Source organism: Bradyrhizobium sp. (genome assembly GCF_004799405.1).
Taxonomy (GTDB): domain Bacteria; phylum Pseudomonadota; class Alphaproteobacteria; order Rhizobiales; family Xanthobacteraceae; genus Bradyrhizobium.
Window position 1 is genome coordinate 51470 of sequence record NZ_SSMW01000120.1, and the last position, 26140, is coordinate 77609.

At 62.4% G+C, this 26140-nt stretch carries 26 protein-coding genes and 1 pseudogene; 10 read left to right on the top strand and 17 right to left on the bottom strand.

What is annotated here, in order from left to right:
* The first annotated feature begins 427 nt into the window (after window positions 1-427).
* The 6 genes from E7813_RS18360 to E7813_RS18385 all read left to right on the top strand — a co-directional run bounded on the left by E7813_RS18360 (window position 428) and on the right by E7813_RS18385 (window position 5982).
* The gene (locus E7813_RS18360; RefSeq protein WP_291576243.1) at window positions 428-988 is read left to right on the top strand and encodes a F0F1 ATP synthase subunit delta; all 561 of its coding nucleotides are present in this window, start codon (window positions 428-430) and stop codon (window positions 986-988) included.
* The gene (gene atpA, locus E7813_RS18365) at window positions 988-2517 is read left to right on the top strand and encodes a F0F1 ATP synthase subunit alpha (protein WP_291576245.1); all 1530 of its coding nucleotides are present in this window, start codon (window positions 988-990) and stop codon (window positions 2515-2517) included. Before E7813_RS18360 ends, atpA begins: the two co-directional genes overlap by 1 nt.
* Before the next feature lie 154 nt (window positions 2518-2671).
* Window positions 2672-3550 (top strand): F0F1 ATP synthase subunit gamma, encoded by an 879-nt coding sequence (locus tag E7813_RS18370; RefSeq protein ID WP_291576246.1) that lies wholly within the window; start codon window positions 2672-2674, stop codon window positions 3548-3550.
* A gap of 27 nt (window positions 3551-3577) precedes the next feature.
* Window positions 3578-3982 carry an organic hydroperoxide resistance protein gene (locus tag E7813_RS18375; protein WP_291576248.1) on the top strand — a complete coding sequence of 135 codons (405 nt, stop codon included), beginning with the start codon at window positions 3578-3580 and terminating at the stop codon, window positions 3980-3982.
* Between the two features lie 25 nt (window positions 3983-4007).
* Window positions 4008-5438, top strand: coding sequence for a F0F1 ATP synthase subunit beta (gene atpD, locus E7813_RS18380; RefSeq protein WP_291576250.1), 1431 nt, complete (start codon window positions 4008-4010; stop codon window positions 5436-5438).
* A gap of 136 nt (window positions 5439-5574) precedes the next feature.
* Window positions 5575-5982, top strand: a complete 408-nt coding sequence (locus E7813_RS18385) for a F0F1 ATP synthase subunit epsilon (protein ID WP_291576252.1) — start codon at window positions 5575-5577, stop codon at window positions 5980-5982.
* Here the strand turns inward: E7813_RS18385 and E7813_RS18390 are convergent.
* From E7813_RS18390 to E7813_RS18440, 11 genes are all read right to left on the bottom strand, one after another.
* Window positions 5979-6485 (bottom strand): RNA pyrophosphohydrolase, encoded by a 507-nt coding sequence (locus E7813_RS18390; protein ID WP_291576254.1) that lies wholly within the window; start codon window positions 6483-6485, stop codon window positions 5979-5981. The genes E7813_RS18385 and E7813_RS18390 overlap by 4 nt on opposite strands.
* 103 nt (window positions 6486-6588) lie before the next feature.
* Complete coding sequence (locus E7813_RS18395; RefSeq protein ID WP_291576255.1) at window positions 6589-7092, bottom strand: RNA pyrophosphohydrolase; 504 nt, start codon at window positions 7090-7092, stop codon at window positions 6589-6591.
* 74 nt (window positions 7093-7166) lie between these two features.
* A complete protein-coding gene (locus tag E7813_RS18400; RefSeq protein WP_291576257.1) occupies window positions 7167-8369 on the bottom strand; it encodes a divergent polysaccharide deacetylase family protein in 1203 nt (400 codons plus the stop codon).
* Window positions 8370-8572: 203 nt separating this feature from the next.
* On the bottom strand, window positions 8573-9943 hold the full coding sequence (locus E7813_RS18405; protein WP_291576259.1) for a S41 family peptidase: 1371 nt from the start codon (window positions 9941-9943) through the stop codon (window positions 8573-8575).
* Window positions 9940-11211 (bottom strand): peptidoglycan DD-metalloendopeptidase family protein, encoded by a 1272-nt coding sequence (locus E7813_RS18410; RefSeq protein WP_291576261.1) that lies wholly within the window; start codon window positions 11209-11211, stop codon window positions 9940-9942. The genes E7813_RS18405 and E7813_RS18410 overlap by 4 nt, the downstream gene beginning before the upstream one ends.
* 144 nt (window positions 11212-11355) lie before the next feature.
* A complete protein-coding gene (gene rlmH, locus E7813_RS18415; RefSeq protein ID WP_291576263.1) occupies window positions 11356-11838 on the bottom strand; it encodes a 23S rRNA (pseudouridine(1915)-N(3))-methyltransferase RlmH in 483 nt (160 codons plus the stop codon).
* A gap of 157 nt (window positions 11839-11995) precedes the next feature.
* Window positions 11996-12352 carry a ribosome silencing factor gene (gene rsfS, locus E7813_RS18420; protein ID WP_291576265.1) on the bottom strand — a complete coding sequence of 119 codons (357 nt, stop codon included), beginning with the start codon at window positions 12350-12352 and terminating at the stop codon, window positions 11996-11998.
* Window positions 12353-12566: 214 nt separating this feature from the next.
* Window positions 12567-13205 (bottom strand): nicotinate-nucleotide adenylyltransferase, encoded by a 639-nt coding sequence (locus E7813_RS18425; RefSeq protein WP_291576266.1) that lies wholly within the window; start codon window positions 13203-13205, stop codon window positions 12567-12569.
* A complete protein-coding gene (locus tag E7813_RS18430) occupies window positions 13202-14494 on the bottom strand; it encodes a glutamate-5-semialdehyde dehydrogenase (protein ID WP_291576268.1) in 1293 nt (430 codons plus the stop codon). The genes E7813_RS18425 and E7813_RS18430 overlap by 4 nt, the downstream gene beginning before the upstream one ends.
* Window positions 14495-14628: 134 nt before the next feature.
* Window positions 14629-15765 (bottom strand): glutamate 5-kinase, encoded by a 1137-nt coding sequence (proB, locus tag E7813_RS18435; protein WP_291576338.1) that lies wholly within the window; start codon window positions 15763-15765, stop codon window positions 14629-14631.
* Between the two features lie 123 nt (window positions 15766-15888).
* Window positions 15889-16257 (bottom strand): VOC family protein, encoded by a 369-nt coding sequence (locus E7813_RS18440; protein WP_291576270.1) that lies wholly within the window; start codon window positions 16255-16257, stop codon window positions 15889-15891.
* Between the two features lie 110 nt (window positions 16258-16367).
* On the opposite strand from E7813_RS18440, the gene E7813_RS18445 reads away from it, so the two are divergent.
* The gene (locus E7813_RS18445; RefSeq protein ID WP_291576272.1) at window positions 16368-17336 is read left to right on the top strand and encodes a Bug family tripartite tricarboxylate transporter substrate binding protein; all 969 of its coding nucleotides are present in this window, start codon (window positions 16368-16370) and stop codon (window positions 17334-17336) included.
* Window positions 17337-17358: 22 nt separating this feature from the next.
* Here the strand turns inward: E7813_RS18445 and E7813_RS18450 are convergent, their stop codons facing one another.
* Both E7813_RS18450 and obgE read right to left on the bottom strand, forming a co-directional pair.
* On the bottom strand, window positions 17359-18990 hold the full coding sequence (locus E7813_RS18450; protein WP_291576273.1) for an alkaline phosphatase family protein: 1632 nt from the start codon (window positions 18988-18990) through the stop codon (window positions 17359-17361).
* A 2-nt stretch (window positions 18991-18992) separates the two neighbouring features.
* Window positions 18993-20033, bottom strand: coding sequence for a GTPase ObgE (obgE, locus tag E7813_RS18455; RefSeq protein WP_291576276.1), 1041 nt, complete (start codon window positions 20031-20033; stop codon window positions 18993-18995).
* A 133-nt stretch (window positions 20034-20166) separates the two neighbouring features.
* Between obgE and E7813_RS18460 the strand changes: the two genes are divergently transcribed.
* The gene (locus tag E7813_RS18460) at window positions 20167-21141 is read left to right on the top strand and encodes an ABC transporter substrate-binding protein (protein ID WP_291576278.1); all 975 of its coding nucleotides are present in this window, start codon (window positions 20167-20169) and stop codon (window positions 21139-21141) included.
* A gap of 24 nt (window positions 21142-21165) precedes the next feature.
* Here E7813_RS18460 and E7813_RS18465 read toward each other — a convergent pair whose 3' ends face one another.
* Window positions 21166-21651, bottom strand: a complete 486-nt coding sequence (locus E7813_RS18465; RefSeq protein WP_291576280.1) for a MaoC/PaaZ C-terminal domain-containing protein — start codon at window positions 21649-21651, stop codon at window positions 21166-21168.
* A 189-nt stretch (window positions 21652-21840) separates the two neighbouring features.
* On the opposite strand from E7813_RS18465, the pseudogene E7813_RS18470 reads away from it, so the two are divergent.
* Window positions 21841-22759 (top strand): annotated as a pseudogene (locus E7813_RS18470) (DMT family transporter).
* A 156-nt stretch (window positions 22760-22915) separates the two neighbouring features.
* Here the strand turns inward: E7813_RS18470 and E7813_RS18475 are convergent.
* The 3 genes from E7813_RS18475 to rplU all read right to left on the bottom strand — a co-directional run bounded on the left by E7813_RS18475 (window position 22916) and on the right by rplU (window position 24530).
* Window positions 22916-23512, bottom strand: coding sequence for a GNAT family N-acetyltransferase (locus E7813_RS18475; RefSeq protein ID WP_291576281.1), 597 nt, complete (start codon window positions 23510-23512; stop codon window positions 22916-22918).
* A 125-nt stretch (window positions 23513-23637) separates the two neighbouring features.
* On the bottom strand, window positions 23638-23910 hold the full coding sequence (rpmA, locus tag E7813_RS18480; RefSeq protein WP_291576283.1) for a 50S ribosomal protein L27: 273 nt from the start codon (window positions 23908-23910) through the stop codon (window positions 23638-23640).
* A gap of 71 nt (window positions 23911-23981) precedes the next feature.
* On the bottom strand, window positions 23982-24530 hold the full coding sequence (gene rplU / locus E7813_RS18485) for a 50S ribosomal protein L21 (RefSeq protein ID WP_291576285.1): 549 nt from the start codon (window positions 24528-24530) through the stop codon (window positions 23982-23984).
* Between the two features lie 347 nt (window positions 24531-24877).
* Between rplU and E7813_RS18490 the strand changes: the two genes are divergently transcribed.
* A complete protein-coding gene (locus E7813_RS18490; RefSeq protein WP_291576287.1) occupies window positions 24878-25996 on the top strand; it encodes an ROK family protein in 1119 nt (372 codons plus the stop codon).
* The last annotated feature ends 144 nt before the right edge of the window (window positions 25997-26140 follow it).

The following is a 26140-nucleotide window of genomic DNA, read 5'->3' on the forward strand; positions in this document are numbered from 1 at the left end:
CATTGTGCGGTGCAACAAGATTTGCGCAAGTAATGCGGACAACGGAATGGCTTGCGGATAAGGCCGTTCCTGCGGACAGCTCATGAGGCCCATGCATCGACGCACGGAACGATGCCTCCGGTCGGTGACCGAAAACCCAAGGCGCCGCTCGACGCACGCCGCACCAATCGCGGCGTCGATTCGTTGGAAAATCGCTTCCAGAGGGTCGCTGTCGAGCCATGTGCGACAAGGCATCGCCAACTGTCGCCGTCATGTTGCACCTGCGCTCTCGCTATGTTAGCAAAGCCGCGATTTTATCGCTGCCGGTACACTTTGTGCCGGTCGAAAAATCGAAGTTCCATTGAATTCCAAGGGCTTGAATCGCTAGGCGCCGCATTGTGGCGACGGTTTTTCCCCTTGCGAATTTGACAGCTAAAAGAGCGTGCTTGTGGCTGCTGAAGATCCGTCCGTTTCAGGGGTGTCCGGTCGTTATGCCACGGCCTTGTTCGAACTGGCGCGTGATGAAAAATCCATCGATGCGGTCAAAGCCGATCTCGATAAATTCGATGCCATGCTGGCGGACAGCGCCGATCTGACCCGGCTGGTGCGCAGCCCGGTTTTCAGCGCCGATATGCAGTCGAAAGCGCTGACGGCGGTCCTCGGCAAGGCCGGCATTTCGGGCATATCAGCGAATTTCCTGAAAGTTCTTACCGCCAATCGCCGGCTGTTTGCGGTGGGCGATGTGATCCGCGCGTTCCGGGCGCTGGTCGCCAGGTTCAAGGGCGAGGCGACCGCCGACGTCACCGTTGCCGAAGCGCTTAACGACAGGAATCTCGACGCCCTCAAGACCGCGCTGAAATCGGTGACGGGCAAGGACGTCGCGCTAAACGTGAAAATCGATCCTTCGATCATCGGCGGCCTTGTGGTCAAGCTCGGCAGCCGGATGGTGGATAGTTCGCTTCGCACCAAACTCAATTCGATCAAGAACGCGATGAAAGAGGCAGGCTGATGGACATCCGCGCGGCGGAAATTTCCGCGATCCTCAAGGACCAGATCAAGAATTTCGGCCAGGAGGCCGAGGTTTCCGAAGTCGGACAGGTGCTGTCCGTCGGCGACGGCATCGCCCGTGTCTACGGCCTCGACAACGTCCAGTCCGGCGAAATGGTCGAGTTCGAGAACGGCACCCGCGGCATGGCGCTGAACCTCGAGACCGACAATGTCGGCATCGTGATCTTCGGCGCCGACCGCGAGATCAAGGAAGGCCAGACCGTCAAGCGCACCGGCGCGATCGTCGATACCCCGGTCGGCAAGGGCCTGCTCGGCCGCGTGGTCGATGCGCTCGGCAATCCGATCGACGGCAAGGGTCCGATCCAGTCCGACAAGCGGATGCGCGTCGACGTCAAGGCGCCCGGCATCATTCCGCGCAAATCGGTCAACGAACCGATGGCGACCGGCCTCAAGGCGATCGATGCGCTGATCCCGATCGGCCGCGGCCAGCGCGAACTGATCATCGGCGATCGCCAGACCGGCAAGACCGCGATCGCGCTCGATACCATTCTCAACCAGAAGCCGCTCAACGCCCAGACCGACGAGAAGATCAAGCTGTATTGCATCTATGTCGCGATCGGCCAGAAGCGCTCGACCGTGGCGCAGTTCGTCAAGGTGCTGGAAGAGCAGGGCGCGCTGGAATATTCGATCATCGTCGCCGCCACCGCGTCTGATCCGGCGCCGATGCAGTACATCGCGCCGTTCACCGGCTGCACCATGGGCGAATACTTCCGCGACAACGGCATGCATGCTGTCATCATCTATGACGATCTGTCGAAACAGGCGGTGGCCTACCGCCAGATGTCGCTGCTGCTGCGCCGGCCGCCGGGCCGCGAGGCCTATCCCGGCGACGTGTTCTACCTGCATTCGCGCCTGCTCGAGCGCGCCGCCAAGCTGAACGACGAGCAGGGCTCCGGATCGCTGACGGCACTGCCGGTGATCGAGACCCAGGCCAATGACGTCTCGGCCTACATCCCGACCAACGTGATCTCGATTACCGACGGCCAGATCTATCTCGAGAGCGATCTGTTCTTCCAGGGCATTCGTCCGGCGCTGAACGTCGGCCTGTCGGTGTCGCGCGTCGGATCGTCGGCGCAGACCAAGGCGATGAAGAAGGTTGCCGGCAAGATCAAGGGCGAGTTGGCGCAGTACCGCGAAATGGCGGCGTTCGCGCAGTTCGGCTCCGATCTCGACGCCTCGACGCAGCGCCTGCTGGCGCGCGGTTCGCGCCTGACCGAACTTCTCAAGCAGCCGCAGTTCTCGCCGCTGAAGATGGAAGAGCAGGTTTGCGTGATCTGGGCCGGCACCAACGGCTATCTCGACACCATTCCGGTCAGCAAGGTTCGCGCCTTCGAAGATGGCCTGTTGTCCCTGATGCGCGGCAAGTACATCGACATCCTCAATACCATCCGCGACAGCCGCGATCTCAGCGACGAGACCGCCGGCAAGCTGAAGGCGGCGGTCGAGGAATACGCCAAGACGTTTGCTTGATTTCTACGCCTCTCCCGCTTGTGGGGGAGGTCGACCGGCGTAGCCGGTCGGGTGGGGGCTGATGCTGATCTCTCAGACGCGCTGGCTCCCACCCCGCCCCTCCTCCGCAAGCGGGAGAAGGGGACGCAACCGAGGTGCTGTGGGTTAGACTGGAATGGCTTCACTTAAAGACATGCGGGTCCGCATCGCCTCGACCAAGGCGACGCAGAAGATCACCAAGGCCATGCAGATGGTCGCGGCCTCGAGGCTGCGTCGCGCGCAAAACGCCGCCGAAGCCGCGCGGCCCTACGCGGAGAAAATGGACGTGGTGATTTCGAATATTGCGACCGCGGCCGCGAGTTCACCCGGCGCGCCGGTGCTGATGGCCGGTACCGGCAAAGATCAGGTCCATCTGCTGCTGGTTTGCACCGGCGAACGCGGCCTCTGCGGCGCGTTCAATTCGTCGATCGTACGGCTGGCCCGCGAGCGCGCCCTGGCGCTGATGAGTCAAGGCAAAGAGGTCAAATTCTTCTGTGTTGGCCGCAAGGGGTTCGAGTTGCTGCGCCGCACCTTCGAGAAGCAAATCGTGGAAAATGTCGAGTTGCGCTCGGTGCGGCAGCTCGGTTTTGTCAATGCCGAAGACATTGCCAAAAAGGTCATTGCCCGCTTCGAGGCCGGCGAGTTCGACGTTTGCTCGCTGTTTTATTCGCGCTTCAAATCGGTGGTTTCGCAGGTTCCGACCGCGCAACAGATCATTCCGCTGGTCGTGGAAACTCAGCCTGCCAATGCCGGCCCTGCGACCTCTTACGAATATGAACCGGAAGAGGACGAGATCCTGACCGGTCTGTTGCCGCGCAATCTCGCGGTGCAGGTCTTCCGCGCGCTATTGGAAAACAATGCCTCGTTCTACGGCGCGCAGATGAGCGCGATGGACAACGCCACCCGCAACGCCGGCGACATGATCCGCAAGCAGACCCAGATCTACAATCGAACCCGCCAGGCAATGATCACCAAGGAGCTGATTGAAATCATCTCCGGCGCCGAGGCGCTCTGATAGCGACATGTCAACAGGAGGCGCTTCATGGCTTATGTGACATCAGCGACCACTAAGGGTGGCCGTAATGGCCGCGCGATGCTCGACAATGGCGCGCTGGCGCTGGCGATGGCCGCACCAAAGGAAATCGGCGGCGCCGGCGACGGACACAATCCCGAGCAGCTGTTCGCGCTGGGTTATTCATCCTGCTACGGCCAGGCGATCCTGCTGATTGCGAAAAAATACGGTCTCGACGGTCAGGCGGCGCGGGTGACCTGCGAGGTCACGCTGGATCAGAAGGACGGCGGCTTTGCGCTCGCCGTCGAACTCAAGGTTGCGATACCTGGCGCGGACAAAGACAAGCTCCAGCAATTGGTTGAAGAAGCCCATACGGTTTGCCCGTACTCGAAGGCAACCAGGGGCAACATTCCCGTCAAACTGACTGTCGTTTGAGATAGAATTCGAAGGAGAGAGTTTCATGGCTACACCCGCCAACCAGACCGGACGCATCACCCAAGTCATCGGCGCCGTCGTCGACGTCCAGTTTGAAGGCCATCTGCCGGCCATTCTCAACGCGCTCGAGACGCAGAACGGCGGCAACCGCCTGGTGCTCGAGGTCGCGCAGCATCTTGGCGAATCCACGGTGCGCACCATCGCGATGGATACAGCGGAAGGCCTGGTCCGCGGTCAGGAAGTCGGCGACACCGGCAACCCGATCATGGTGCCGGTTGGCGCGGGTACGCTTGGCCGCATCATGAATGTGATCGGCGAGCCGGTCGATGAAGCCGGGCCTATCAAATCCGAAGGTAACCGCGCCATCCATCAGCCGGCGCCGGCCTATACCGAGCAGTCGACCGAATCGGAAATTCTCGTCACCGGCATCAAGGTCGTCGACCTGCTGGCGCCTTACGCCAAGGGCGGCAAGATCGGCCTGTTCGGCGGCGCCGGCGTCGGCAAGACCGTGTTGATTCAGGAACTGATCAACAACGTCGCCAAGGCGCATGGCGGTTATTCGGTGTTCGCCGGGGTCGGCGAGCGTACCCGCGAAGGCAACGACCTCTATCACGAGTTCATCGAATCCGGCGTCAACAAGAAGGGCGGCGGCGAAGGCTCTAAATGCGCGCTGGTCTACGGCCAGATGAACGAACCTCCGGGCGCCCGTGCCCGCGTTGGCCTCACCGGCCTCACGGTCGCCGAGCATTTCCGCGATCAGGGCCAGGACGTGTTGTTCTTCGTCGACAACATCTTCCGCTTCACGCAGGCGGGCTCGGAAGTCTCCGCGCTGCTCGGGCGTATCCCTTCCGCGGTTGGCTATCAGCCGACGCTTGCTACCGACATGGGCGCGATGCAGGAGCGCATCACCACCACCACCAAGGGCTCGATCACCTCGATCCAGGCGATTTACGTCCCCGCCGACGACTACACCGATCCGGCGCCGGCAACCACGTTTGCCCATCTCGACGCAACCACCAACCTCGATCGCGCGATCTCGGAGAAAGGCATCTATCCGGCGGTCAACCCGCTGGATTCGACGTCGCGCATGCTGTCGCCGCTGATCGTTGGCGAGGAGCATTACCAGACCGCGCGCATGGTCCAGCAGATTCTGCAGAAATACAAGTCGCTGCAGGACATCATCGCGATTCTCGGTATGGACGAACTGAACGAAGAGGACAAGATCACGGTCGCCCGCGCCCGCAAGATCGAACGCTTCCTGTCGCAGCCGTTCTTCGTCGCCGAAGTCTTCACCGGCTCGCCCGGCAAGTTCGTCGATCTCGCCGACACCATCAAGGGTTTCCGCGGACTTTGCGAAGGCAAGTACGATCATCTGCCCGAGCAGGCCTTCTACATGGTCGGCACCATCGAAGAGGCGGTCGAAAAGGGCAAGAAGCTGGCTGCGGAAGCCGCCTGAGAAACTGTCGTTATTGCCGGGCAGAAGCGCGAAGTGCATCTCCGCGCCAGATGACCCGGCAATCCATCGACAAAATTGTCTTGAGTGATGGACCCGCGGGTCAGGCCCGCGGGTGACAATGGAAAGCGGAACGACCATGGCCACCTTCCACTTCGATCTCGTCTCGCCGGAAAAACTCGCTTTCTCCGGCGAAGTCGACCAGGTTGACGTCCCCGGCGTCGAGGGCGACTTCGGCGTGCTCGCCGGTCATGCGCCGGTGGTCGCCGCAATCCGGCCGGGCATCCTCACCGTGATGTCAGGCGGAACGCAGCAGAAGATCATCGTGCTCGGCGGTCTTGCCGAAGTGTCCGACAAGGGTCTCACCGTGCTCGCCGATGTCGCCACCTCGCTGCAGGATCTCGATCGGGCCCAGTTCGCCGATCAGATTTCCAGCATGGAAGCCAAGCTCGCCGAGAACGAGGGCTCCGAACTTGACCGCGCGGTCGAGCGGCTCGATCATTTCAAGAGCATCCAGCACGAGCTCAATTCGACCGCGTTGCATTAGCTTCGTCGCGCGAATGCTGCAAATTGCTGCGCCACCGACCGATATACCTCGCGCCTGAACGGCACCACGAGATCGGCGACACGGTCGAGCCGCTCCCACCGCCACTGGTCGAATTCCGCGGGCTGGTTGTTGCGCGGCGTCAGCGGATCGATTTCGGCATCCTGCCCGGTGAAACGCAGCGCGAACCATTTCTGCCGCTGGCCGCGGAATTTCGCCAGCCGGTGCGACGATGGCCCGGCGAATGGCGGAAATTCGTAAACCAGCCAGTCGGTTTCGCCGAGATAGCTTGCGTTCACCACGCCGGTCTCTTCCCACAATTCGCGCATTGCTGCGTCACGCAGGTTTTCATTCGCGTCGACACCGCCCTGCGGCATCTGCCACTCCAGGCCGGGAAGAATGATTTCCGGTCCGTCATCCCGAAAGCGTCGTCCGATCAGGACCTGCCCCGCGACGTTGAACAAGGCGATCCCCACATTGGGGCGATAGGGTTTGCCGTCTGTCATCAATTCAATAGCCGCTGTTCCGGGATGGTCGGAAAGGACCAGACCGGAATCTCGAGATTTCCGGGTTCGCTGATTTCAGTCGCGTCCTGGAGTGCCGTCGCCACTAGCTGCCCGCGAGGCTGGAAAATTCCTTCACCACGCGCTCATAGACCGGGCGCTTGAACGGCACGATCAGGGTGGGAAGATTCTTCATCGGCTCCCAGCGCCAGCTGACGAACTCCGCCTTATGGCCTCCGCCGGGGTTGGCGACGTTGATCTCGGCGTCTTCGCCGGTGAAGCGAACCGCATACCATTTCTGCCGCTGGCCCCGATAGCGGCCCTTCCAGGTGCGGCCGGCGACGATGCGTGGAATGTCATAGATCAGCCAGTCCGCGACCTCGCCGAGCTTCTCGACCGAGCGGACGCTGGTTTCCTCATAGAGTTCGCGCTTGGCGGCCGACCATGTGTCCTCGCCGGGGTCGACGCCTCCTTGCGGCATCTGCCAGACGTGAGACTCGTCGACGTGCTCGATGCCGCCGGCGCGGCGGCCGATGAAGACGAGCCCTGTTGCGTTGATCAGCATCATGCCGACGCATGTTCGATAGGGCAGGTCTTCGTAGCGCGCCATCCAGTCAAAGCCTCTTGCCGTCACGCAGGCGGACGAGACCCGGCGGGTCCGAATTCGCGCCAGCCGGTCGATCTTCAGCCTGATTTTGATTTCAGCATCGCCGTTGTCAATGGCACAAGCATGATGCCACGGCTTTCAAGCGTCTTGATCCAGACGCCAACCCGCTCGATCGAAATCGGCAACGCCGAGGCGATGCCGACCGCGGTTCCGCGTTCCTTCGCCAGATTTTCAAGCGTGGCCAGCGCCCGGTCGATTTCCGCCGCGGTCGGTACCGCATCGATGTTTAAATCGGCCCTGGCGAACGGCATCGCCTGACCAGCCGCCAATGAGGCAGCGACACTGCGCGGCGCCGACCCGTCGTCGAGATAACCGAGCCCGCGTTTGGCAGCTTCGCGGATAATGGGCTGCATCACTGCGTCCGTGACGACGAAGCGTGTGCCCATGAAGTTGGCGATCCCGGCAAAGCCCTGGAACCGGCTGAGATGCCAGTACAGCCGGTCGAGATTCTGTTCGGTGCTCAACGTCGTGAGCAAGGTCTGCGGGCCCGGGTCGTTGTCTGGATAATCGAACGGTTCCATCGGAACCTGCAGCAGAATCTCGTGGCGCTGCGCGCGCGCGCGCTCCGCCAGCCTGGTGGGATCCGAACCATAGGGCGTAAACGCCAGCGTCACCGCGGGTGGCAGTTTCATGATGGCGTCGGTGGTTTTGGCGGCGCCGACGCCGAGGCCTCCGACCACGATGGAGACCGTGGGCATCCTCGCCGCCTTGGCGCGGTCGGCTTCGGCGGCGTAAACCGTGAACGGCTTCAGTCCATCCGATACCACCGGGATCATGCCGTAGCGTGATTTTTCGAGCAGGCGCGGATCGATCCCGGCCATCATCGCGGGTTCGGCGACGGCTTCGCCCTTGTCCGCGGCGTCACCGGATATCACGACGTCATGGTGCGCGCCGCTCGAGCCGTCGATAATGGTGACGGTCTTACGATCGTCGGGCGCGGTTTGTCTGGGCGCTGGTTTCGCTGCCGGCGCGGATGGGTTCGAGGACGCCGGGCTGGATTTTTCGCTCTCTGGGGCCGCCTCACGCAGTGCGATGCGCGCGATCGGCTCGCCGCCCAGCGGATTGTCATTGAAGATGGCAAAGCCTGCGAAGGCGACCAGAAACAGGCCCAGCAGCACGGCAAGCGCCTGAGTTCCGGTAAACGGCAGCCGATATCGGCGCTTGACGCGCACCGTCTCCTGTCCGAGCGGCGTGCTCAGATCGTCGGCCGTCTCTGCCATCAAGCTTTCCCGAATCAACCGCGCCCGACGATACCACGGCAGGGCAATGCCGCGGCAGGCCCGGCGCCGCCGCAGCGTTGAAAAGCAGGGTTCCAGGAGCCGCCGGTTGCAGGTCTGGACCATCCAGCAATCTGGACCATTCAACAAAAAGGGCGGCCCGAAGGCCGCCCTATTGTGCAAAAGCCGGTCAGGCCGGTGACGCCTCAGTTCGCCTCTTGTTTGGCGGAGGACTTGTCGGCAGCCTTGTCGATCGCCGCCTTGTCGGCGGTAGCGGGTGCCGTGGCATTGACCTTGACGCCGTGGAGCAGGTCGTCCGCCATCTTCAAGGCCTTGTCGTCCTTGGCGTCCGGCGGCACGTAGGATTGCGAACCGGTCTTCTCGTCGCCTTCCGACTTCAGATGGCCGCGCAGCGAGGCTTCGCCCTTGGTGTCGGTCCGCGACTTCAACTCGTCCGGCACGTCCTGCAGCACCTCGATATCGGGAACGATGCCCTTGGCCTGGATCGACTTGCCCGACGGCGTGAAATAGCGCGCGGTGGTGAGGCGCAGCGCGCCGTTGCCCGAGCCTAGCGGAATGATGGTTTGCACCGAGCCCTTGCCGAACGAACGCGTGCCGACCAGCGTTGCACGCTTGTGGTCCTGCAATGCGCCGGCGACGATTTCGGAAGCCGATGCCGAGCCGCCGTTGATCAGAACGATCAGCGGCTTGCCCTTGGTGAGGTCGCCCGGATGCGCGGCGCGGCGCTGGGTTTCCTCCGGATTGCGGCCGCGGGTCGAGACGATTTCACCGCGCTCGAGGAAGGTGTCGGAAACCGTCACTGCTTCCTCCAGCAATCCTCCGGGATTGTTGCGCAGGTCGATGATGAAGCCCTTCAGCTTGTCGCCGATCTGGGTTGACAGGTTGCCGATTTCCCGCTTCAGGCCTTCGGTGGTCTGCTCGTTGAAGGTGGTGATGCGGATATAGGCGATATCGTCGGCTTCCACATGCGCGCGCACCGAGCGGACGCGGATGTTGTCGCGCACCAGCGTGACGTCGATCGGGTTGTCCTGGCCCTTGCGAATGATCTTGAGCCTGATCTTGGTGTTGACCGGCCCGCGCATTTTCTCGACCGCCTGATTGAGGGTGAGGCCTTGCACGGCCTCGTCGTCGAGATTGGTGATGATGTCGTTGGCCATGATGCCGGCCTTCGACGCCGGCGTGTCGTCGATCGGCGAAACCACCTTGATCAATCCGTCTTCCATCGTGACTTCGATGCCGAGTCCGCCGAATTCGCCGCGGGTCTGCACCTGCATGTCGCGGAAGCTCTTGGCGTCCATGTAACTCGAATGCGGATCGAGGCCTGCCAGCATGCCGCTGATGGCCGATTCGATCAGTTTGCTGTCGTCCGGCTTCTCGACATAATCGCTGCGGACCCGTTCGAACACGTCGCCGAACAGGGTGAGCTGGCGGTAGGTATCCGATGTCGCGGCGCGCGCGCTCGATCCCATGAACACGGAACGTGGCTGGGTCACGAACAACATCAACGCAGCTCCGGTGGCCGCGCTGAGTAGAACTATGGAAGTCTTGCGCATCATCCGCGAACCTTTTCGCCTTCACTTGCGGCCCACCATGGGCCTGAATCGATGGGAGTGCCGTCCTTACGGAACTCGATATAGAGCACGGGCTGGCTCGCGTTAGCCGCAAGGATGGATGCAACCTGGGACGTGGTCCCCATGGTCGCGACCGGCTCCCCCGTAAGTACAAACTGGCCGATGCTGACCGAAATGCGCTCCATCCCGGCGATCAGCACATGATACCCGCCCCCGGCATTAAGGATCAAGAGTTGTCCGTAGCTGCGAAACGGTCCGGCGTAAACAACCCAGCCGTCACACGGTGTTGTGACCTGGGCGCCGGCCCGGGTCGCCAAAGAAATGCCTTTTTCGACGCCACCTGCGCCGTCGGAACCGCCAAATTCGCGAATCTTGACGCCATTAACCGGCATTGCGAATAAACCCTTGGCGGACGCAAAAGCAATAGCCGGGGCCATCCGGGCCGGGTCCTTCAGGGCCGCCAGATTCGGCTTGCCGTTGAGGGTGGCCGGGGCGCCCTGCAGGTTGGCGGTTGCGGCCGCTTTCGCGGCACTCTTCAAATCCTGCTCCATTTTGGCGATCAAGCCCTGCAGGCTGTCGACCTGCTTTGACAGGGTGAGGGCGCGCGCGCCTTCCGCTTCCATGTCCTTTTCGATCGCACTCTGTTTCCGCTGCCGTTCGTCGATCAGGGCGGCGAGCCGGGTCTGGTCGCTGGTGAGTTTGTCGCGGTCGACTGCCAGCCGGTCGCGCTCCGAGGCGATGGTCTTGCGAAGCGCAACCAGTTCGCCGAGGTCCGCTGCCAGTTTTTCAGCACGCGCGCGCAATTCGGGCACCACGGACCCGAGCAGCATGGCGGTGCGAAGCGATTGCAGGGCGTCTTCCGGACGCACCAGCAAGGCCGGCGGCGTGCGCCGTCCGGCGCGTTGCAGCGCGGCCAGCACCTCGACAATCTCGGAACGGCGCGAATCGAGCGAGCTACGAATCTGCTGCTCGCGGCTATCGAGCGGACGCAGCCGCGCTTCGGCATCATTGATCCTGGTCTCGACGCTACGCACCTGCGCGGCGATGTCGATCAGCTGCGCATTGAGCTTGCTGCGGTCCTGACCGATCGCGGCGATGTCGGTCTTGAGTTTCTGCTGCAATTCCGTAGCGCTTTTTTGCTGCTCCCGGGCGGCCTCGAGTTCCTGCTCGCGCTGCTTGATCGCCTCGGGCGAGAGGGTTATCGCCTGCGGCGTCGATTCCGCGACCTGTGCGAAAGCGAGCGGCAGGTTCATGCCGGCGAACAACGATGCAACGAAAAGCGCAATGCGGAGCGAACGGAACCCGCCGCCAAGGGCGGCGCAGGGCTTCAAATCAATGTTCCGCGCCGGTTGCATCGAATTCGAATCAAGGCCTTCTGTGCTTTTCGGTGATGGAGCTTACGCGCGGTGATAGGGATGGCCAGCCAGGATGGTCGCGGCCCGATAAATTTGTTCCAGCAGCATCACGCGAACGATTTGATGCGGCCAGGTCGCCGAGCCGAACGCCATCCGCAGCTTGGCCTTGCGCCGCAAATCGGGCGAAAGTCCGTCCGCGCCGCCAATCGCGAAAATAGCGCCGGCGACCTGTTCATCCCGCCAGCGGCCAAGATGCCGGGCAAAAGCGCTGCTGTCGATGTTATCGCCGCGCTCGTCGAGCGCCACCAGGACGGATTTCGCCGGGATCGCGGCTGAAATCGCCGCGGCCTCCTCGGCGATCCGGGTCGCAGCGTCACGCGCGCGGCTTTCGGGAATTTCATGCATCTGGAGACCGCGAAAACCGAGCTTGCGGCCGATGTCGTCGAATCGCTCGCGGTAGCGTTCGGCCAGTTCCCGTTCCGGGCCCTGCTTCAGCCGGCCAATTGAGATGACGACGAGATGCATCAAGAATTTTCCGGCAAAGCATGCCCTCGAACCTGACCCGAGGGTGGAAACCGGCTGGCCGCGGAAAACGCGTCAAATCGAAACTCGCGCGTCGTTCGACGCGCGCAGGGTACCACGCGTTCGGCCGATTCACATCGGCGCTACAGTCCGGATCGACTCAAATCGCCTTGGCCGCCGTTGGTCCTTGCGTCCACAATCTTTCCAGATTGTAGAACTCGCGTACCTCGGGCCTGAACACATGCACGATCACGTCGCCGGAATCGATCAGCACCCAGTCGCAATTGGGCAAGCCCTCGATGTGGATGCTTTTGATTCCGGTTTCCTTGAGACCCTTGGCGACATTTTCCGCGATCGCGCCGACGTGCCGGTTGGCCCGGCCCGAGGTTACGATCATGTAGTCGGAAAATGCGGATTTGCCGCGAAGGTCGATGGTGACCGTTTCTTCCGCCTTCATATCGTCGAGGCGGGAGAGGATCAGTTTCAGGGTCTTGTCGGCGTCGGGTTGCGCCTTCAAGGCCGCAGCTTGGGTCGATGTTTTACGCGCGGTTTTAGGTGACGTCTTGGCAACCTTGGGTAAAACAGACTTGGACAATACAGATGTGGCCAGGGACCATTCCTTTCACTGTATCGCGGACGCCGAATCCCGACGCCCGCTCGCTATACTACGCATGTGGGGTTAATGGTTTCAATATTCCAGTGATCCGGTTCCGTTACTTCTTTTCTCACTGTCACTTCTTTGTCTTCCAGCTGCCGTCGGGGTTCCGCAAGCCGGTCGATGACAGCGCTAGCTTGATGCCCGTCAGAAACACCCAGGCCGGCGCGCGCCGGTCTGCCAGTCCAGCGGCCTCACTCTCGGGCAGGCGATAACGCGCCAGCGCCTGGGCGGCGGGCGCTGCCAGCGCGCGAAAACTTTGCGGCGGACGATCTATCACCGCAATCGGCACTTCGGAAGCGATGCGCCGCCAGTTCTTCCAGCGATGAAACTGCGCAAGATTGTCAGCGCCCATGATCCAGACAAAGCGAAGGCCGCAAGCGCGGCGTCGCAAATAAAGAATGGTGTCGACAGTGTATCGCGTTCCGATGACGGATTCGAGACAACTGACGTCGATACGCGGATCGGCGGTCATCCCACGCGCCGCTTCCATGCGCTGGTCGAGATCGCGCAATTCCCCATTGTCCTTGAGCGGATTGCCAGGGCTGACCAGCCACCAGACCCGGTCGAGTTTCAGCCGCTTGATCGCAAACAGGCTGATGGCGCGATGGGCGTGATGGGACGGGTTAAAGGAGCCGCCGAGCAGGCCGATGCGCATGCCGCTGGTATGGAAAGGGATGGACTGAGAGGCGTTTGAAGACTCTCTGGCGTTCACGGCCGCGTTTGTCCGGTGCCGTGGACGCGATATTTGAAACTGGTCAATTGTTCGGCGCCGACCGGACCGCGGGCGTGAAATTTGCCGGTGGCGATGCCGATTTCGGCACCGAAGCCGAATTCGCCGCCATCGGCGAACTGGGTCGATGCGTTGTGCAGCACGATCGCCGAATCGACTTCATTGAGGAACTTGCGCGCCGTGACCTGGTCCTCGGTCACGATCGCATCGGTGTGATGCGAGCCGTGGTTATGGATATGCGCGATCGCCTCGTCGACGCCGTCGACGACCCGCGCGGCAATGATCGCGTCCTCGTATTCGGTGTCCCAGTCTTGGTCGGAAGCCGGCCGTACCCGCGGGTCGGCCCGTTGCACGGCGTCGTCGCCGCGCACTTCGCAGCCAGCGTCGAGCAGCATTGCGACAAGCGGCTTGAGATTGGCCGCTGCGCCGGCGCGATCGACCAGCAGGGTCTCGGCGGCGCCGCAGACGCCGGGACGGCGCATCTTGGCGTTCAGCACGATCGATTTCGCCATTTCGAGATTGGCGGCGTGATCGACATAGACGTGGTTGACGCCTTCGAGATGCGCGAACACCGGGACGCGGGCTTCGGCCTCGACGCGGGCGACGAGACTCTTGCCCCCGCGGGGCACGATCACATCAATGCCGCCGTTCAATCCGCCGAGCAACAGGCCCACCGCCGCCCGGTCACGGGTCGGCACCAGCGTGATCGAAGCCTCCGGCAGGCCGGCCTCGCGCAGCCCCTGCACCAGGCATTCGTGGATGGCGCGGCAGGAGCGAAAACTGTCCGAGCCGCCGCGCAGGATGACGGCGTTGCCGGATTTCAGGCACAGCACGCCGGCATCGGCGGCGACGTTGGGGCGGCTTTCGAAAATCACCGCGACGACGCCGAGCGGCACCCGCACGCGCTCGATCGTCATGCCGTTCGGGCGCTGCCAGCTTTCGGTCACGACGCCGATCGGATCGGCAATCTGGCGCACGGTCGCGACGCCGTCGGCCATCGCCTCGATGCGCGCCTGCGTCAGCGTCAGGCGGTCGATGAAGGCTGTACTTTCGCCGCCAGCGCGGGCTTCCGCGACATCCTCGGCGTTGGCGGCGAGAATCGCAGATGCGGAGCCGCGAATGGCGCGCTCCATCGCATCGAGCGCCCGGTTCTTCTGCTCGGGCGACGCCATCGCCAGCACCCGCGCGGCGGCGCGCGCGCGGGCGGCAAGGTCGGTCATCAGGGTCGGCAAATCGGCGTTTCCGTCGATCGCCTTCAACGGCGCGGTCATATCGGTTTCAAGTCCAGTTAAGGTCTTATCCTAGCACGAAAATCCGGGTTTTGCGAGGTCGCGGGAGGCTTGGCAGCCGGTTGCTGGGGCCGGATATTGCGGTCAATGAGCGGCCGGTAGGCCATTGGCCTACCTTAAGAGAATGTGCCGCCGGGGCCGATCACCAGATCGTCGCGGTGGATCATCTCCGCGCGGCCGCTGGTGCCAAGGATGATCATGACGTCCGGCGACGAGCGGCCCTTGATCTTCTCGGCGTCCTCGGCGTCGTAGGCGACGAGGCCGCGGCCAACTTCGCGGGTGTCGGGGCCGCGTACCACCACGGCATCGCCGCGCGCGAATTGCCCGTCAACCCGGATGACGCCGGCCGGCAGCAGGCTCTTGCCCGCGCGCAGCGCGTTCACCGCACCGGCGTCGATGGTAAGCGTGCCCTTGGGCTCCAGCGAGCCCGCGATCCAGCGCTTGCGCGCGGTTACCGGATTGGCCGGCGTCAGAAACCAGGTGCAGCGCCCGCCATCCGATATCGCCTGCAGCGGATGCGTGATCTTGCCGGATGCGATCAGCATATGGGTGCCGGCGGTGGTTGCGATTTTCGCTGCCTCGATCTTGGTATGCATGCCACCGCGCGACAGTTCGGATTCCGCAGCTCCCGCCATCGCTTCGATCTCGGACGTGACGGATTCGACGATCGGAACCAGTTTCGCATCGGGATTGCTGCCTGGCGGCGCATCGTAGAGGCCATCGATATCCGACAGCAGGATCAAAAGATCGGCGCTCGCCATGGTGGCGACGCGGGCGGCGAGGCGATCGTTGTCGCCGTAACGGATTTCATTGGTGGCGACCGTGTCGTTTTCATTGATCACGGGCACCGCGCGCCATTCCAGAAGCTTCGCGATGGTCGAGCGCGCGTTGAGATAACGGCGGCGCTCCTCGGTGTCCTGCAAGGTGACGAGAACCTGGCCGGCGCCGATCTCGTGATGGCCCAGCACTTCCGACCAGATTCGCGCCAGCGCGATTTGTCCCACCGCTGCCGCGGCTTGGCTTTCCTCAAGTTTCAACGTTCCGCGCGGCAGCTTCAACCGGCTGCGCCCGAGCGCAATCGAACCCGACGAGACGACCAGCAACTCGCGTCCCTCGCCGTGCAGTTTTGCGAGGTCCGCGGCAAGCGCCGCGAGCCATGACGCCCGCACCTCCCCGGCATCGGAATCGATCAGCAACGACGAGCCGACCTTGACGACGATGCGGCGGAAATTTTTGAGTTCAGGGCGGGCCATGGTGAACGGGTCAATTTTTGTCGTCATTGCGAGCGAAGCGAAGCAATCCAGACGCGAAGCAGAAAAGAAATGGATTGCTTCGTCGCCACGTATGACGGTGTGCTGCGAGGGGGTAAACTTATATCAACTCATCACGAAGGCATTGAGCTTGTTGCCATCAAGATCCCTGAAATACGCGGCATAGAAGCCGCCGTCGCCACGCGGCCCGGGAGCACCCTCGTCGGTGCCGCCCAGCGACAGCGCCAGCTTGTAGATGCGATCGACTTCGGCCCGGTCCTTGGCAGCCAAAGCGACCATGACGCCATTGCCGACCGACATCGGCTTGCCGTCGAACGGCTTGGTCAGCCCGAGGCCCGCGCCATCGCCCGAGCCCCAGGCGATAAAATCGTCGGATTCCATGAAGCGTCCGATGCCCATCTCGGCCGCGATCTTGTCATAGAAGGCCGCGGCCTTCTTGAGGTCCCTGGTGCCCAGGGTGACATAGCCGATCATCGATTTCTCCCTGTGATCTCGCAATAATACCGTTTTGCAGCAGGATGACGGCCGGTGCAAGCTGGCGTATTCAGTGTAACAAGCCAAATCGGCCAGGGACGGAACATCGAATGAATCGCCGGGATTTTATTGCGGCATGCGCCGGTCTGTCGTTAACCGTAAAGGCGGGCGATGGGTTCGCCCAATCCGGCCCATTGACCAGGATCATCTTTCCGTTCGCGGCGGGCGGCAGCGGCGACTCGCTGTGCCGGATTCTCGCGCAGCAGATCACCGAACCGCTCGACCGCAATTTCATCGTCGAGGATCGTACCGGCGGGGATGGACTGATCGCCATCACGGCCGTCAAGAATTCTCGTCCCGACGGGACAACGATCCTCGTCACCACCGGCCCGACCATGTATCTGCTGCCGATGGTGGAGGCCCAGCCAAGTTTCGACACCGCCCGGGATTTCGTGCCGGTCTCGCTGCTCGCTCGCTTCGAGTTTTGCGTCGTCGTGGGCCCCGCCGTCGATGCCAGGGATTTCAAGGAATTTGTCGGCTGGCTCAAGGCTCATCCGGATAAGGCGACGTTTGGCGTGCCAAGCAACGGCACCATTCCGCACTTCACCGGATCGAGGCTTGAACAGGTGCTCGGCATTCCCTTAACGCGGGTGGCCTATCGTGGCACCACGCCCATCATCAACGACATGATGGGCGGTCACCTGCCGTTCGCGGTGACCACGGTTGCCGATGTGGTCGCCCAGCATCAGGCCGGCGGTCTCAGGGTTCTTGCCGTCGCCAGCGTCAAACGTTCGCCGTTCCTGCCCGATGTCCCGACATTGCAGGAGAACGGCATCGATCTGGTTGCCGACGGCTGGTACGGCATGTGGCTGCCGGCCGGCAGTCCACCGGAATTTGCCGGCAAGTTAAGCGCGGCGGTGGCGGCTGCGATCGCCAAACCCGAGATCCGCGAAAAGCTGTGGACGATCGGCTTGATTCCGGTCGGCTCCACGCAGCAAGGCCTTGTCCAGGAACTCGCCGCCAACACCGCACTCTGGCAGCCGATCGTCAAGGCGACCGGCTACAAGATCAACAATTGATCGGGCGTTATTTGAGCAGGCGCTACTGCGGCCGTAGCCCGATTTTCCGCTCGATCGCGGCAAGCTCGGTCTCGTCCCAGATACCGATCAGCACGCCGGCTTTGACCTGAAGCTGGTTTTCCGCGTAGGCCGCGATCTTCTCATTGCTGGTGGTGATGTGGTCCTTGGGATGCAGCGCCCACTCGAACAAGGCTGCCTGCAGCCGCGCGATGACATCGGCGCATGCGGGGTCGTCGCCGCGATCGGCTAATTCCTGCGGATCGCTCTGGAGGTCATAGAGCATCGGGCGGAAACCCGAGGCATGGATGTATTTCCAGCGACCGTCGTACACCATGAACAGCCGGCATTGCTCGATCGGCTGGTTCAGCTTCAGCCGGACGTCCTGCATCGAATAGTCGTATTCCGAGAAGATCGCTTTTCTCCACCCGGCGGGCGTTGCGCCGTGCAGCATTGGCATCAGCGAGCGTCCCTCCAGAATATGATCCGGCGGCTTGCCGCCGAAATATTCGATGAAGGTCGGCGCCAGATCGATCGCCTCGACCAGTGCATCGCAGACCGTGCCTCTGGTACCGTCGGCCTCAGCAGACGGATCGATCACGATCAGCGGGATTCTGGCGGATTGATCATGGAACAGATCTTTCTCGCCCATCCAGTGATCGCCGAGATAATCGCCATGGTCCGAGGTGAACACGATCATGGTGGTGTCGAGCAGGCTTCGCGTTTCGAGAAATCGCATCAGCACGCCCATCTGGTCGTCGATCTGCTTGATCAGGCCCATATAGGCCGGGATGACTTTTTCGCGCGCCTCGTCCCGTGACATGTTCCGGGAGTAGCGCATGTCCATATAGGCGGCAAAAACCGGATGCGCCTCCTGGCGTTCCTTCTCCGACCGAATTGCCGGCTGCACGTCGCTTGCGCCGTACATGCTGGCGTAGGGTTCGGGCGCGATATAGGGCCAGTGCGGCTTGATGTAGGACAAATGAAGACACCATGGACGGCCGTCGTGTTCGGCTTCCGCGATGAAGTCCATCGCACGGCGCGTCATGTAGGGCGTCTCGGAATGTTCGTCCGGAATCCGCGCCGCCTTGTCGGCATGAACCAGCAGCCAGCCGTTCTGCAGGCTGCCATCCGCATCGGCGCCGGAATTGGCCCAATGCTCCCAGGGATTGGCCGCCTCAAATCCCTTTTCACGCAGGTAAGTATCGTAGCGCGGGCGAGGGCGGCCCGATGGATGCAGGCCGTCGTCGCGCTCATAGGGCTCAAAGCCGCATTCCGCCACATGCACGCCGATGATCGATTGAGGCTCGATGCCAAGCGCCTTCATGCCTTCGAGGTCCGGCGCCATATGGGTCTTGCCGACCAGCACATTGCGCACGCCAATCTTCTTCAGGTGATCGCCGAGCGTCGGCTCGCCGACCCGCAGCGGCCAGCCGTTCCAGTGCGAACCGTGCGAGCGCATGTAGCGGCCGGTATAGAACGACATCCGCGACGGGCCGCAGATCGGCGACTGCACATAGGCGTTGGAGAAGCGCACGCCGCGTTTGGCCATCGCATCGATGTTCGGGGTCTTCAGCGTCTTGTGCCCGGTGCAGCCGAGATAATCATGGCGCAATTGATCGCACATGATCCAGATGACATTCTTCGGGCGCGTCATGTTCACGCCAGCCACGGCTCCGCTTGCGCCGCGCCCTTGGCCTTTGTCGACACCGGGGCTTCGCCGATCACCGCGACCAGCGCGCGCAAGGCGTCCTTGACGCCTTCGCCGGTGACGCCCGATATCAATAGCGGCGTCTTCCTAGCGGCGCGCTTCAGGCGGTCCTTTTGCGCTTTCAATTGTTCCGGCGTCACCGCGTCGATCTTGTTCAGCGCCACGATCTCGATTTTTCCGGCGAGGTCGCCCTGGTAGGCGTCAAGCTCGGTCCGCACCGTCTTGTAGGCCTTGCCGGCATGCTCGCAGGTCGCATCCACCAGATGCAGCAACACGCGGCAGCGCTCGACATGGCCGAGAAACCGGTCGCCGAGGCCGGCGCCTTCATGTGCGCCTTCGATCAATCCCGGAATATCCGCCAGCACGAACTCACGGCCGTCGGCGTTCACCACGCCGAGCTGCGGATGCAGCGTGGTGAACGGATAGTCGGCGATCTTCGGTTTCGCCGCACTGACCACCGAGAGGAAAGTCGACTTGCCGGCATTGGGCAGGCCGACCAGGCCGGCATCCGCGATCAGCTTCAGCCGCAGCCAGATCCAGCGTTCTTCGCCCTCCTGACCGGGATTGGCGTTGCGCGGCGCGCGGTTGGTGGAGGATTTGAAATGCGCGTTGCCGAAGCCGCCATTGCCACCTTCGGCCAGCACGAATTTTTCGCCGAGCGTGGTGAAATCGTGGATCAGGGTCTCGCGATCCTCGTCGAAGATCTGCGTGCCGACCGGCACCTTCAGCACGACCGGCTTGCCGTTGGCGCCGTGGCGATCCTTGCCCATGCCGTTGGTGCCCTTCTGCGCCTTGAAGTGCTGCTGGTAGCGATAGTCGATCAGCGTGTTCAGGCCGTCGACTGCTTCGATGACGACGTCGCCGCCGCGGCCGCCATTGCCGCCGCTGGGGCCGCCGAACTCGATATACTTCTCGCGGCGAAACGCCACGCAGCCATTGCCGCCGTCGCCGGAGCGGATGTAGACTTTTGCTTCGTCGAGAAATTTCATGTTCTATAGGTAAGGCAGGGGCGTCGATGCGGCAACCTTTTAGCCGGGAAAGTATTGATAAAGTCCAATAATTTAGGACTTTAATGGGCTGCAACGGTCTCGAGCCAACAACCCGCGAAATCCGGAAAACTTCATGAAGCGCCGCCAGTTCATGACCCTTCTCGGTGGCGCGGCGGCTTGGCCGCTCGCGGTGCGCGCGCAGCAGACCATGCCGGTGATCGGGTATCTCAGCAGCGGAGCGCCGGACAAGACGACAGATCCGATGCAGGCGTTCCGCCGCGGACTGAGCGAGGCCGGCTACGATGAGGGCCGCAATGTTGCCATCGAATACCGCTGGGGCGACGGTTACGGCGGATTGGTCGAGATGGCATCCGATCTTGTTCAGCGAAAGGTCGCGGCCATCGTCGCGGCGGGCGGCGTGCCTTCGGCACAGGCCGCGAAGGCTGCGACGAGTACCATTCCGATCATCTTCGCGGTCGGCGGCGACCCGGTGGCGTTTGGAATCGTCTCCAGCCTCAACCGGCCCTCGGGCAATATCACCGGTGTTACCAATTTCAATCTCGAACTGGGGCAGAAGCGGCTGGAGCTTCTGCACGAAATGATGCCCGGCGCGAGACGGATTGGATTGCTTGTCAACCCGGCGACCGCGCTCGCCGATCCGTTATCGGATGACGCGCGCGCGGCGGCGCAAACGATGGGGCTTCAGCTCCACGTCCTTCGTGCAGCGAACGAACAGGAAATCGAAAAGGCCTTCGCAGAATTGGCGGCACTGCGCGCTGATGCTCTGATCATCGGCGCCGATGCGTATTTCGGTAGCAGGAGCCAACAACTGGCGTCGCTCGCTGCGCGCAACGCATTGGCTGCGGTCGGATCATTCCGTTTCTTCGCCCGCGCCGGCGGCTTGATAAGCTACGGCGGCAGTGTTGTCGATCAGTTCCATTCGGTGGGCGTCTATACCGGTCAGGTTCTTGCGGGCAAGAAGCCCGCCGATCTTCCGGTTCAGCAATCCACAAGAGTGGAGCTCGCCATCAATCTCAAGACGGCAAAAATTTTGGGCCTCGACATTCCTGCCAGTATCCTCGCCCGCGCCGACGAGGTGATCGAGTGAGTGAGGTAGCCGGTCTACCCGCCATTACGGTTGGGCGGCCCGCCTGCGAATGAGGAATTTCTGCGATCCCTCCAAAACCAGTTCGCGTCGCTGATTGAACACAGTGCTGCGCAGGACCACCACGCCGGTGGTGCGGCCGGGCACAAGCTCGGTCACTTCGAGCGCGGGGTAGATGGTGTCGCCGGCAAACACCGGCTTCAAGAACCGGCTCGACTGTTCGAGAAACCCGACCAGCGATTCCTCCACCAGATAGGGAAACAGTCCCGCTCCAGGAGCCGTGTGGATCAAGGTCTGGAAACCATGCGCGAGCATGTCAGGCATGCCGCGGGCGCGGCAATATTCGGCGTCGTAATGTACCGGATGGGTATCGCCGCTGGCGGTCTGGAAGGCTGCGAAAACCGCCGATGTCATGGTGCGGCTGGGGATCACAAAGCGTTCGCCGGGCACGAAATCCTCGAACCAGCGTTGTTGCGGCACCATGCGATGCATCGCGGGATCGAAGTCGGACATGGCTGATATTCCCTGAGGGTTTTACAAATCCTGCCAATTCGTCATGCCTGGGCTTGTCCCCGGCATCCACGTCTTTAAAACAGCGCCGCATATAACGCGTGGATGGCCCGAACATAGGCAAGCGGAAGCGACGCCGTCCTTCAGACGACTATGTCCGGCCATGACCCATAACACGATGCGCTGCCGGATATGAGCCTGCTTTCGAGAATCTCGACCGATACCGACGCGCATTCCGCGCGGCTCGCCGGCATTGGCCTGATGCTGATGTCGGTGTGCATGTTTGCGTTCGGCGATACGCTCGGCAAAATTCATCGTCGCGACCTATTCGGTCGGCCAATTGCTGTTGCTACGCGCTACCGCGGCGCTGATCGTGCTGTCGCCGTCGATCTGGCGCCATCGCGGTGAATTTCGGCGGCTGGAACGGCCATGGCTGCAATTGTTTCGCGTGATCCTCTCGACACTGGAGGTCGCCGCTTTCTTCCTCGCCACTGTCTATCTGCCGCTCGCCGACGTGATCACTTACTATCTGGCCTGTCCGATCTTCGTCACGGCGCTGTCGGCCGTCGTGCTGCGCGAACGGGTCGGCTGGCGGCGCTGGAGCGCGGTCCTGATCGGGTTCTGCGGCGTGCTGATCGCGTTGCGGCCTTCGGCGCAGACGGTGACATGGCCGGCGATGGTCGCGCTCGGCGGCTGCATGGCGTTCGCGGTGCTGATGCTGATCACCCGCTCGCTGCGCGCGACGCCCGATATCGTGCTGGCGTCGGCGCAATTTGCCGGCACGTTTGCCTTTGGCGCCGTGCTGGCGCCGGTCGGCTGGGTCGCGCCGACCCTGGGCAGCCTGGGCCTGTTCGCCGCGGCCGGCTGCATCTCGGTCGGCGCGCTGCTCTGCGGCAACCGTTCGCTCAAGCTCGCGCCGGCCTCGTTGGTGGTGCCGTATCAGTATTCGATGATCGTCTGGGCGGTGATGTTCGGATATCTCGTGTTCGGCGACGTTCCGTCGCCGGCGACGATCGTGGGCGGCGCCATCATCATCGGCGCGGGATTTTATATTTTCCTGCGCGAGCGGGATTTGGGGCGCGGGGAACAGGTGGTCAGTCCACCGGTGTAACGTCATCCCCGGGATGAACGCAATTGCGTTCACCCGTAGGTGCGAGCCACTTCGGCGAGCCTCGAAGGATGACGGACGCGAACTCCGAATGTGCGGCCCATCCTTCGAGGCGCGCAAGAGCGCGCACCTCAGGATGACGGTGTGCGGGTGAAGCGCCTACCGCGCGCGGCGCGTCGAGTTGCCCCAGTTCTTCAGCGACGACCAGACGCTGCGCGAGAGCCGGAAGCAATCGACCGGGGTCGACGATCCCAGCGCCTCGAAGCGATGCAATTCGACGCCGCTCCACTGGAAGCCGCACTTCTCCAGGATATTGCGCGAGGCCGGATTGGCAACCCGGGCGCCGGAGATCAGGCGCTCGAACTCGAATTCCTCGAACGTGAAATCGATCACCGCACGTGCCGCTTCGGTGGCGAAGCCCTGGCCCCAATAGTCGACACCGAGCCAATAGCCGAGTTCCGGCGCATCGGGCTTGCGCCAGTCGACGCCGACCATGCCGATCGGCGTATGATTGTTCTCGATCAGGAACACGGTCTCGCGCGGATCGTCCGCCATCGCGCGGACGAATTCCACGGCGTGGTCGTGCAAATAAGGATGCGGCAGGCGGCGGGTATTTTCCGCGATGTGGCGGTCGTTGGCGAGTGCCGCAATCGCTTTTACGTCCGCGAGCGTCGGCCTGCGCAGCATCAGCCGTTCGGTCTCGAGGACGCACTTACTGGCCTCGTGCAATGTCGGGGTCGGAATGTCCTGCAGCATGTCGGGCTCCTGTGCGAAAGCAAACGCATCAAAACAAAAGGGAGGCCGGTTTCCCGCCTCCCCTTGGAGCCTTCTCGAGCTCCGCCGGTTCAACAGGACCCGGCGGACGCATGGTGTCCACCGTTTTACTCGGCCGCGGTTTCCGTCATCGGGACCACCGATACGAAAGTGCGGCCGTTGGCTTTGGAACGAAACTCGACATGGCCTTCGACCTTGGCGAACAGAGTATGGTCGGTACCCATGCCGACATTAAGGCCGGGATGCCAGGTGGTGCCGCGCTGGCGCGCAATGATGTTGCCGGGAATCACGTGCTCGCCGCCATAGGTCTTGATCCCGAGCCGCTTGCCCGCCGAATCACGCCCGTTACGCGATGAACCGCCTGCTTTTTTGTGAGCCATGGCCCGTCTCCAACTTCCATCTATTCTCTAGAACAATTCCTTGACGGAATCATTTCACTTTATGTCACGCTTCACTTTTTATCACTTTTGCCTTTGGCGGCGGCCTTCTTGGCCGGAGCCTTCTTGGCATCGGGCTTGGCGCGGGGCTTCGCAGCCGCTTTCGCCGGGGCCTTTGCCGTTTTCTTGGCCGCCGGCTTCTTGGCGGGGGCTTTCTTCCTGGCCGCCTTCGGCGCCTCGTCGTCACCGTCATCCGGTGTTGCGACGACCGGCTTTTCCTTCTTCGGGCGCGGGCCGATGGTCGGCTTGTTGTCGTTGGTCAGGATCTCGGTGATGCGCAGCACCGTGATCTCGTCGCGATAACCGCGCTTGCGCTTCGAATTCTTGCGGCGGCGTTTCTTGAACGAGATCACCTTCGGGCCGCGCTTGTGCTGCAGCACTTCGGCCGCCACCGAAGCACCGGCAACCGTGGGCATGCCCAGCACCGGCTGTTCACCGCCGACCAGCAAGACCTCGCCAAGCTGCACGATCGTCCCGACATCGCCGGCGATCTTGCCTATCTCGAGCACATCATCCGGAACGACCCGGTATTGCCGGCCGCCGGTTTTGATGACTGCGAACATCGTTTAATTCCTTCGTGTTCGATCCCGGCCTCGGACAGGTCCGGGCCGGCTTTTTCTTCAGTCGTTATGGGTTCGATTTCCGCGCGAATCGGGGAGCGATCCCGCGAAACCGCACAAAAATAAACAGCGCGAGAAAATCCCGCGCCGGGTTGGCCGGACTTATAGCCGGTGAGAGCCCCGAGTCAAGGCAAAGCACCCCGAAAACCGGCCAAATATGAGGGATTTGAGGCATTTTGGCCGAATCAGCCAGGCCGCTTCGTCGCAACATCTCGTCGCAACATCGCGCCCATGAAACCAACGGGTTCCCCCGCCGTTGTCATCCCATTCCGTCATGGGCAAGGGCAAAAATGGCTGAAGACACCCTGACGACCTCCGGCATCGGCAGGCACGGGGCTACCCGTCTACCCTCGGTGGACGTGGACAGCTTCAATATCGAATTAAAGGACGATGACGGCTTTCTCGGCGACCGCGCCAGCAAAGGCGCGTTCCGCAAGATTCTGGACACGTTGCGCAAGCCGCTGAAGAAGAACGGCGACGATCCGCTTGGCGACAAATCCGCCGAGGCCATCGGCAAGAGCGCGCTCGACGAGGCGCTGGTCGGCGACGATGTCGGCGCCGCCGCCCTTGTGCATGGCGCGATCGAGGAATTCGCCCGGGAACTGGCCCATGTGACGCAGCGGTTTCTCAAGACCAAGGCCTGGGCCGATACCGAACGAATCGTGGTCGGCGGCGGCTTCCGGCAGAGCCGGGTCGGCGAACTCGCGATCGCCCGTACAGATATTCTTCTCAAGGCGGAAGGCTTCGAAGTCGATCTGGTGCCGATCCGCTTTGACCCCGATGACGCCGGCCTGATCGGCTGCCTGCATCTGGCGCCGTCGTGGATTTTCCAGGCCCATGACAGCATTCTCGCGGTCGATATCGGCGGCACCAACATCCGCTGCGGGGTGGTCGAAACCCGCTGGAAAAAGGCGCCCGACCTGTCGAAAGCGGAAGTCTGGAAGTCCGAACTGTGGCGCCATGCCGATGACGAGCCAACCCGCGAGGGTGCGGTGAAGCGGCTCGCGAAGATGTTGAAGGATTTGATCGCGGCGGCCGACGAGGAAGGCCTCAAGCTCGCGCCGTTCATCGGCATTGCCTGTCCCGGCGTGATCAACGAGGACGGCGGAATCGAAAAAGGCGCGCAGAACCTGCCCGGCAATTGGGAGAGCAGCAAGTTCAACCTGCCCGCGAGCCTGGTCGAGGCGATCCCGCAGATCGGCGATCACGACACCGCGGTGCTGATGCACAATGACGGCGTGGCGCAGGGCCTCTCCGAAGCGCCGTTCATGCAGGATGTCGAACGCTGGGGCGTGCTGACCATCGGCACCGGCCTTGGCAACGCGCGCTTCACCAACCGCCGGAAGGACAAGGATAAGGACGACAAGAAGGACAAGGACGACAAGAAAGAAAAGAAGAACAAGGATTGAGAACATCTCCGCGGGAGCGTCCCTCGGCACGCAAGGACGATCCGCGGGAAGGCCACGCTTACCCGGGAATTTCCTCCGTTCGTCTTGTCTGGCCCGCCATCCTCGCCTAGAACTCGCCCCGACCGACGGGCGGGAATCGCCCCA

Bases quoted from the DNA above. Each gene is read 5' to 3' on its own strand.
- rlmH (WP_291576263.1), bottom strand. From the start codon at position 11,838: ATGCATCTCGTCGTCATCTCAATTGGCCGGCTGAAGCAGGGCCCGGAA.
- E7813_RS18395 (WP_291576255.1), bottom strand. From the start codon at position 7,092: ATGGCGCGCTACGAAGACCTGCCCTATCGAACATGCGTCGGCATGATG.
- rplU (WP_291576285.1), bottom strand. From the start codon at position 24,530: ATGTTCGCAGTCATCAAAACCGGCGGCCGGCAATACCGGGTCGTTCCG.
- E7813_RS18450 (WP_291576273.1), bottom strand. From the start codon at position 18,990: ATGACGCGCCCGAAGAATGTCATCTGGATCATGTGCGATCAATTGCGC.
- E7813_RS18390 (WP_291576254.1), bottom strand. From the start codon at position 6,485: ATGACAGACGGCAAACCCTATCGCCCCAATGTGGGGATCGCCTTGTTC.
- E7813_RS18475 (WP_291576281.1), bottom strand. From the start codon at position 23,512: ATGCTGCAGGACATTCCGACCCCGACATTGCACGAGGCCAGTAAGTGC.
- E7813_RS18405 (WP_291576259.1), bottom strand. From the start codon at position 9,943: ATGATGCGCAAGACTTCCATAGTTCTACTCAGCGCGGCCACCGGAGCT.
- atpA (WP_291576245.1), top strand. From the start codon at position 988: ATGGACATCCGCGCGGCGGAAATTTCCGCGATCCTCAAGGACCAGATC.
- E7813_RS18445 (WP_291576272.1), top strand. From the start codon at position 16,368: ATGAATCGCCGGGATTTTATTGCGGCATGCGCCGGTCTGTCGTTAACC.
- E7813_RS18465 (WP_291576280.1), bottom strand. From the start codon at position 21,651: ATGTCCGACTTCGATCCCGCGATGCATCGCATGGTGCCGCAACAACGC.
- E7813_RS18460 (WP_291576278.1), top strand. From the start codon at position 20,167: ATGAAGCGCCGCCAGTTCATGACCCTTCTCGGTGGCGCGGCGGCTTGG.
- E7813_RS18385 (WP_291576252.1), top strand. From the start codon at position 5,575: ATGGCCACCTTCCACTTCGATCTCGTCTCGCCGGAAAAACTCGCTTTC.
- proB (WP_291576338.1), bottom strand. From the start codon at position 15,765: ATGGCCCGCCCTGAACTCAAAAATTTCCGCCGCATCGTCGTCAAGGTC.
- E7813_RS18375 (WP_291576248.1), top strand. From the start codon at position 3,578: ATGGCTTATGTGACATCAGCGACCACTAAGGGTGGCCGTAATGGCCGC.
- rpmA (WP_291576283.1), bottom strand. From the start codon at position 23,910: ATGGCTCACAAAAAAGCAGGCGGTTCATCGCGTAACGGGCGTGATTCG.
- E7813_RS18490 (WP_291576287.1), top strand. From the start codon at position 24,878: ATGGCTGAAGACACCCTGACGACCTCCGGCATCGGCAGGCACGGGGCT.
- E7813_RS18430 (WP_291576268.1), bottom strand. From the start codon at position 14,494: ATGACCGCGCCGTTGAAGGCGATCGACGGAAACGCCGATTTGCCGACC.
- atpD (WP_291576250.1), top strand. From the start codon at position 4,008: ATGGCTACACCCGCCAACCAGACCGGACGCATCACCCAAGTCATCGGC.
- obgE (WP_291576276.1), bottom strand. From the start codon at position 20,033: ATGAAATTTCTCGACGAAGCAAAAGTCTACATCCGCTCCGGCGACGGC.
- E7813_RS18400 (WP_291576257.1), bottom strand. From the start codon at position 8,369: ATGGCAGAGACGGCCGACGATCTGAGCACGCCGCTCGGACAGGAGACG.
- E7813_RS18370 (WP_291576246.1), top strand. From the start codon at position 2,672: ATGGCTTCACTTAAAGACATGCGGGTCCGCATCGCCTCGACCAAGGCG.
- E7813_RS18410 (WP_291576261.1), bottom strand. From the start codon at position 11,211: ATGAACCTGCCGCTCGCTTTCGCACAGGTCGCGGAATCGACGCCGCAG.
- E7813_RS18440 (WP_291576270.1), bottom strand. From the start codon at position 16,257: ATGATCGGCTATGTCACCCTGGGCACCAGGGACCTCAAGAAGGCCGCG.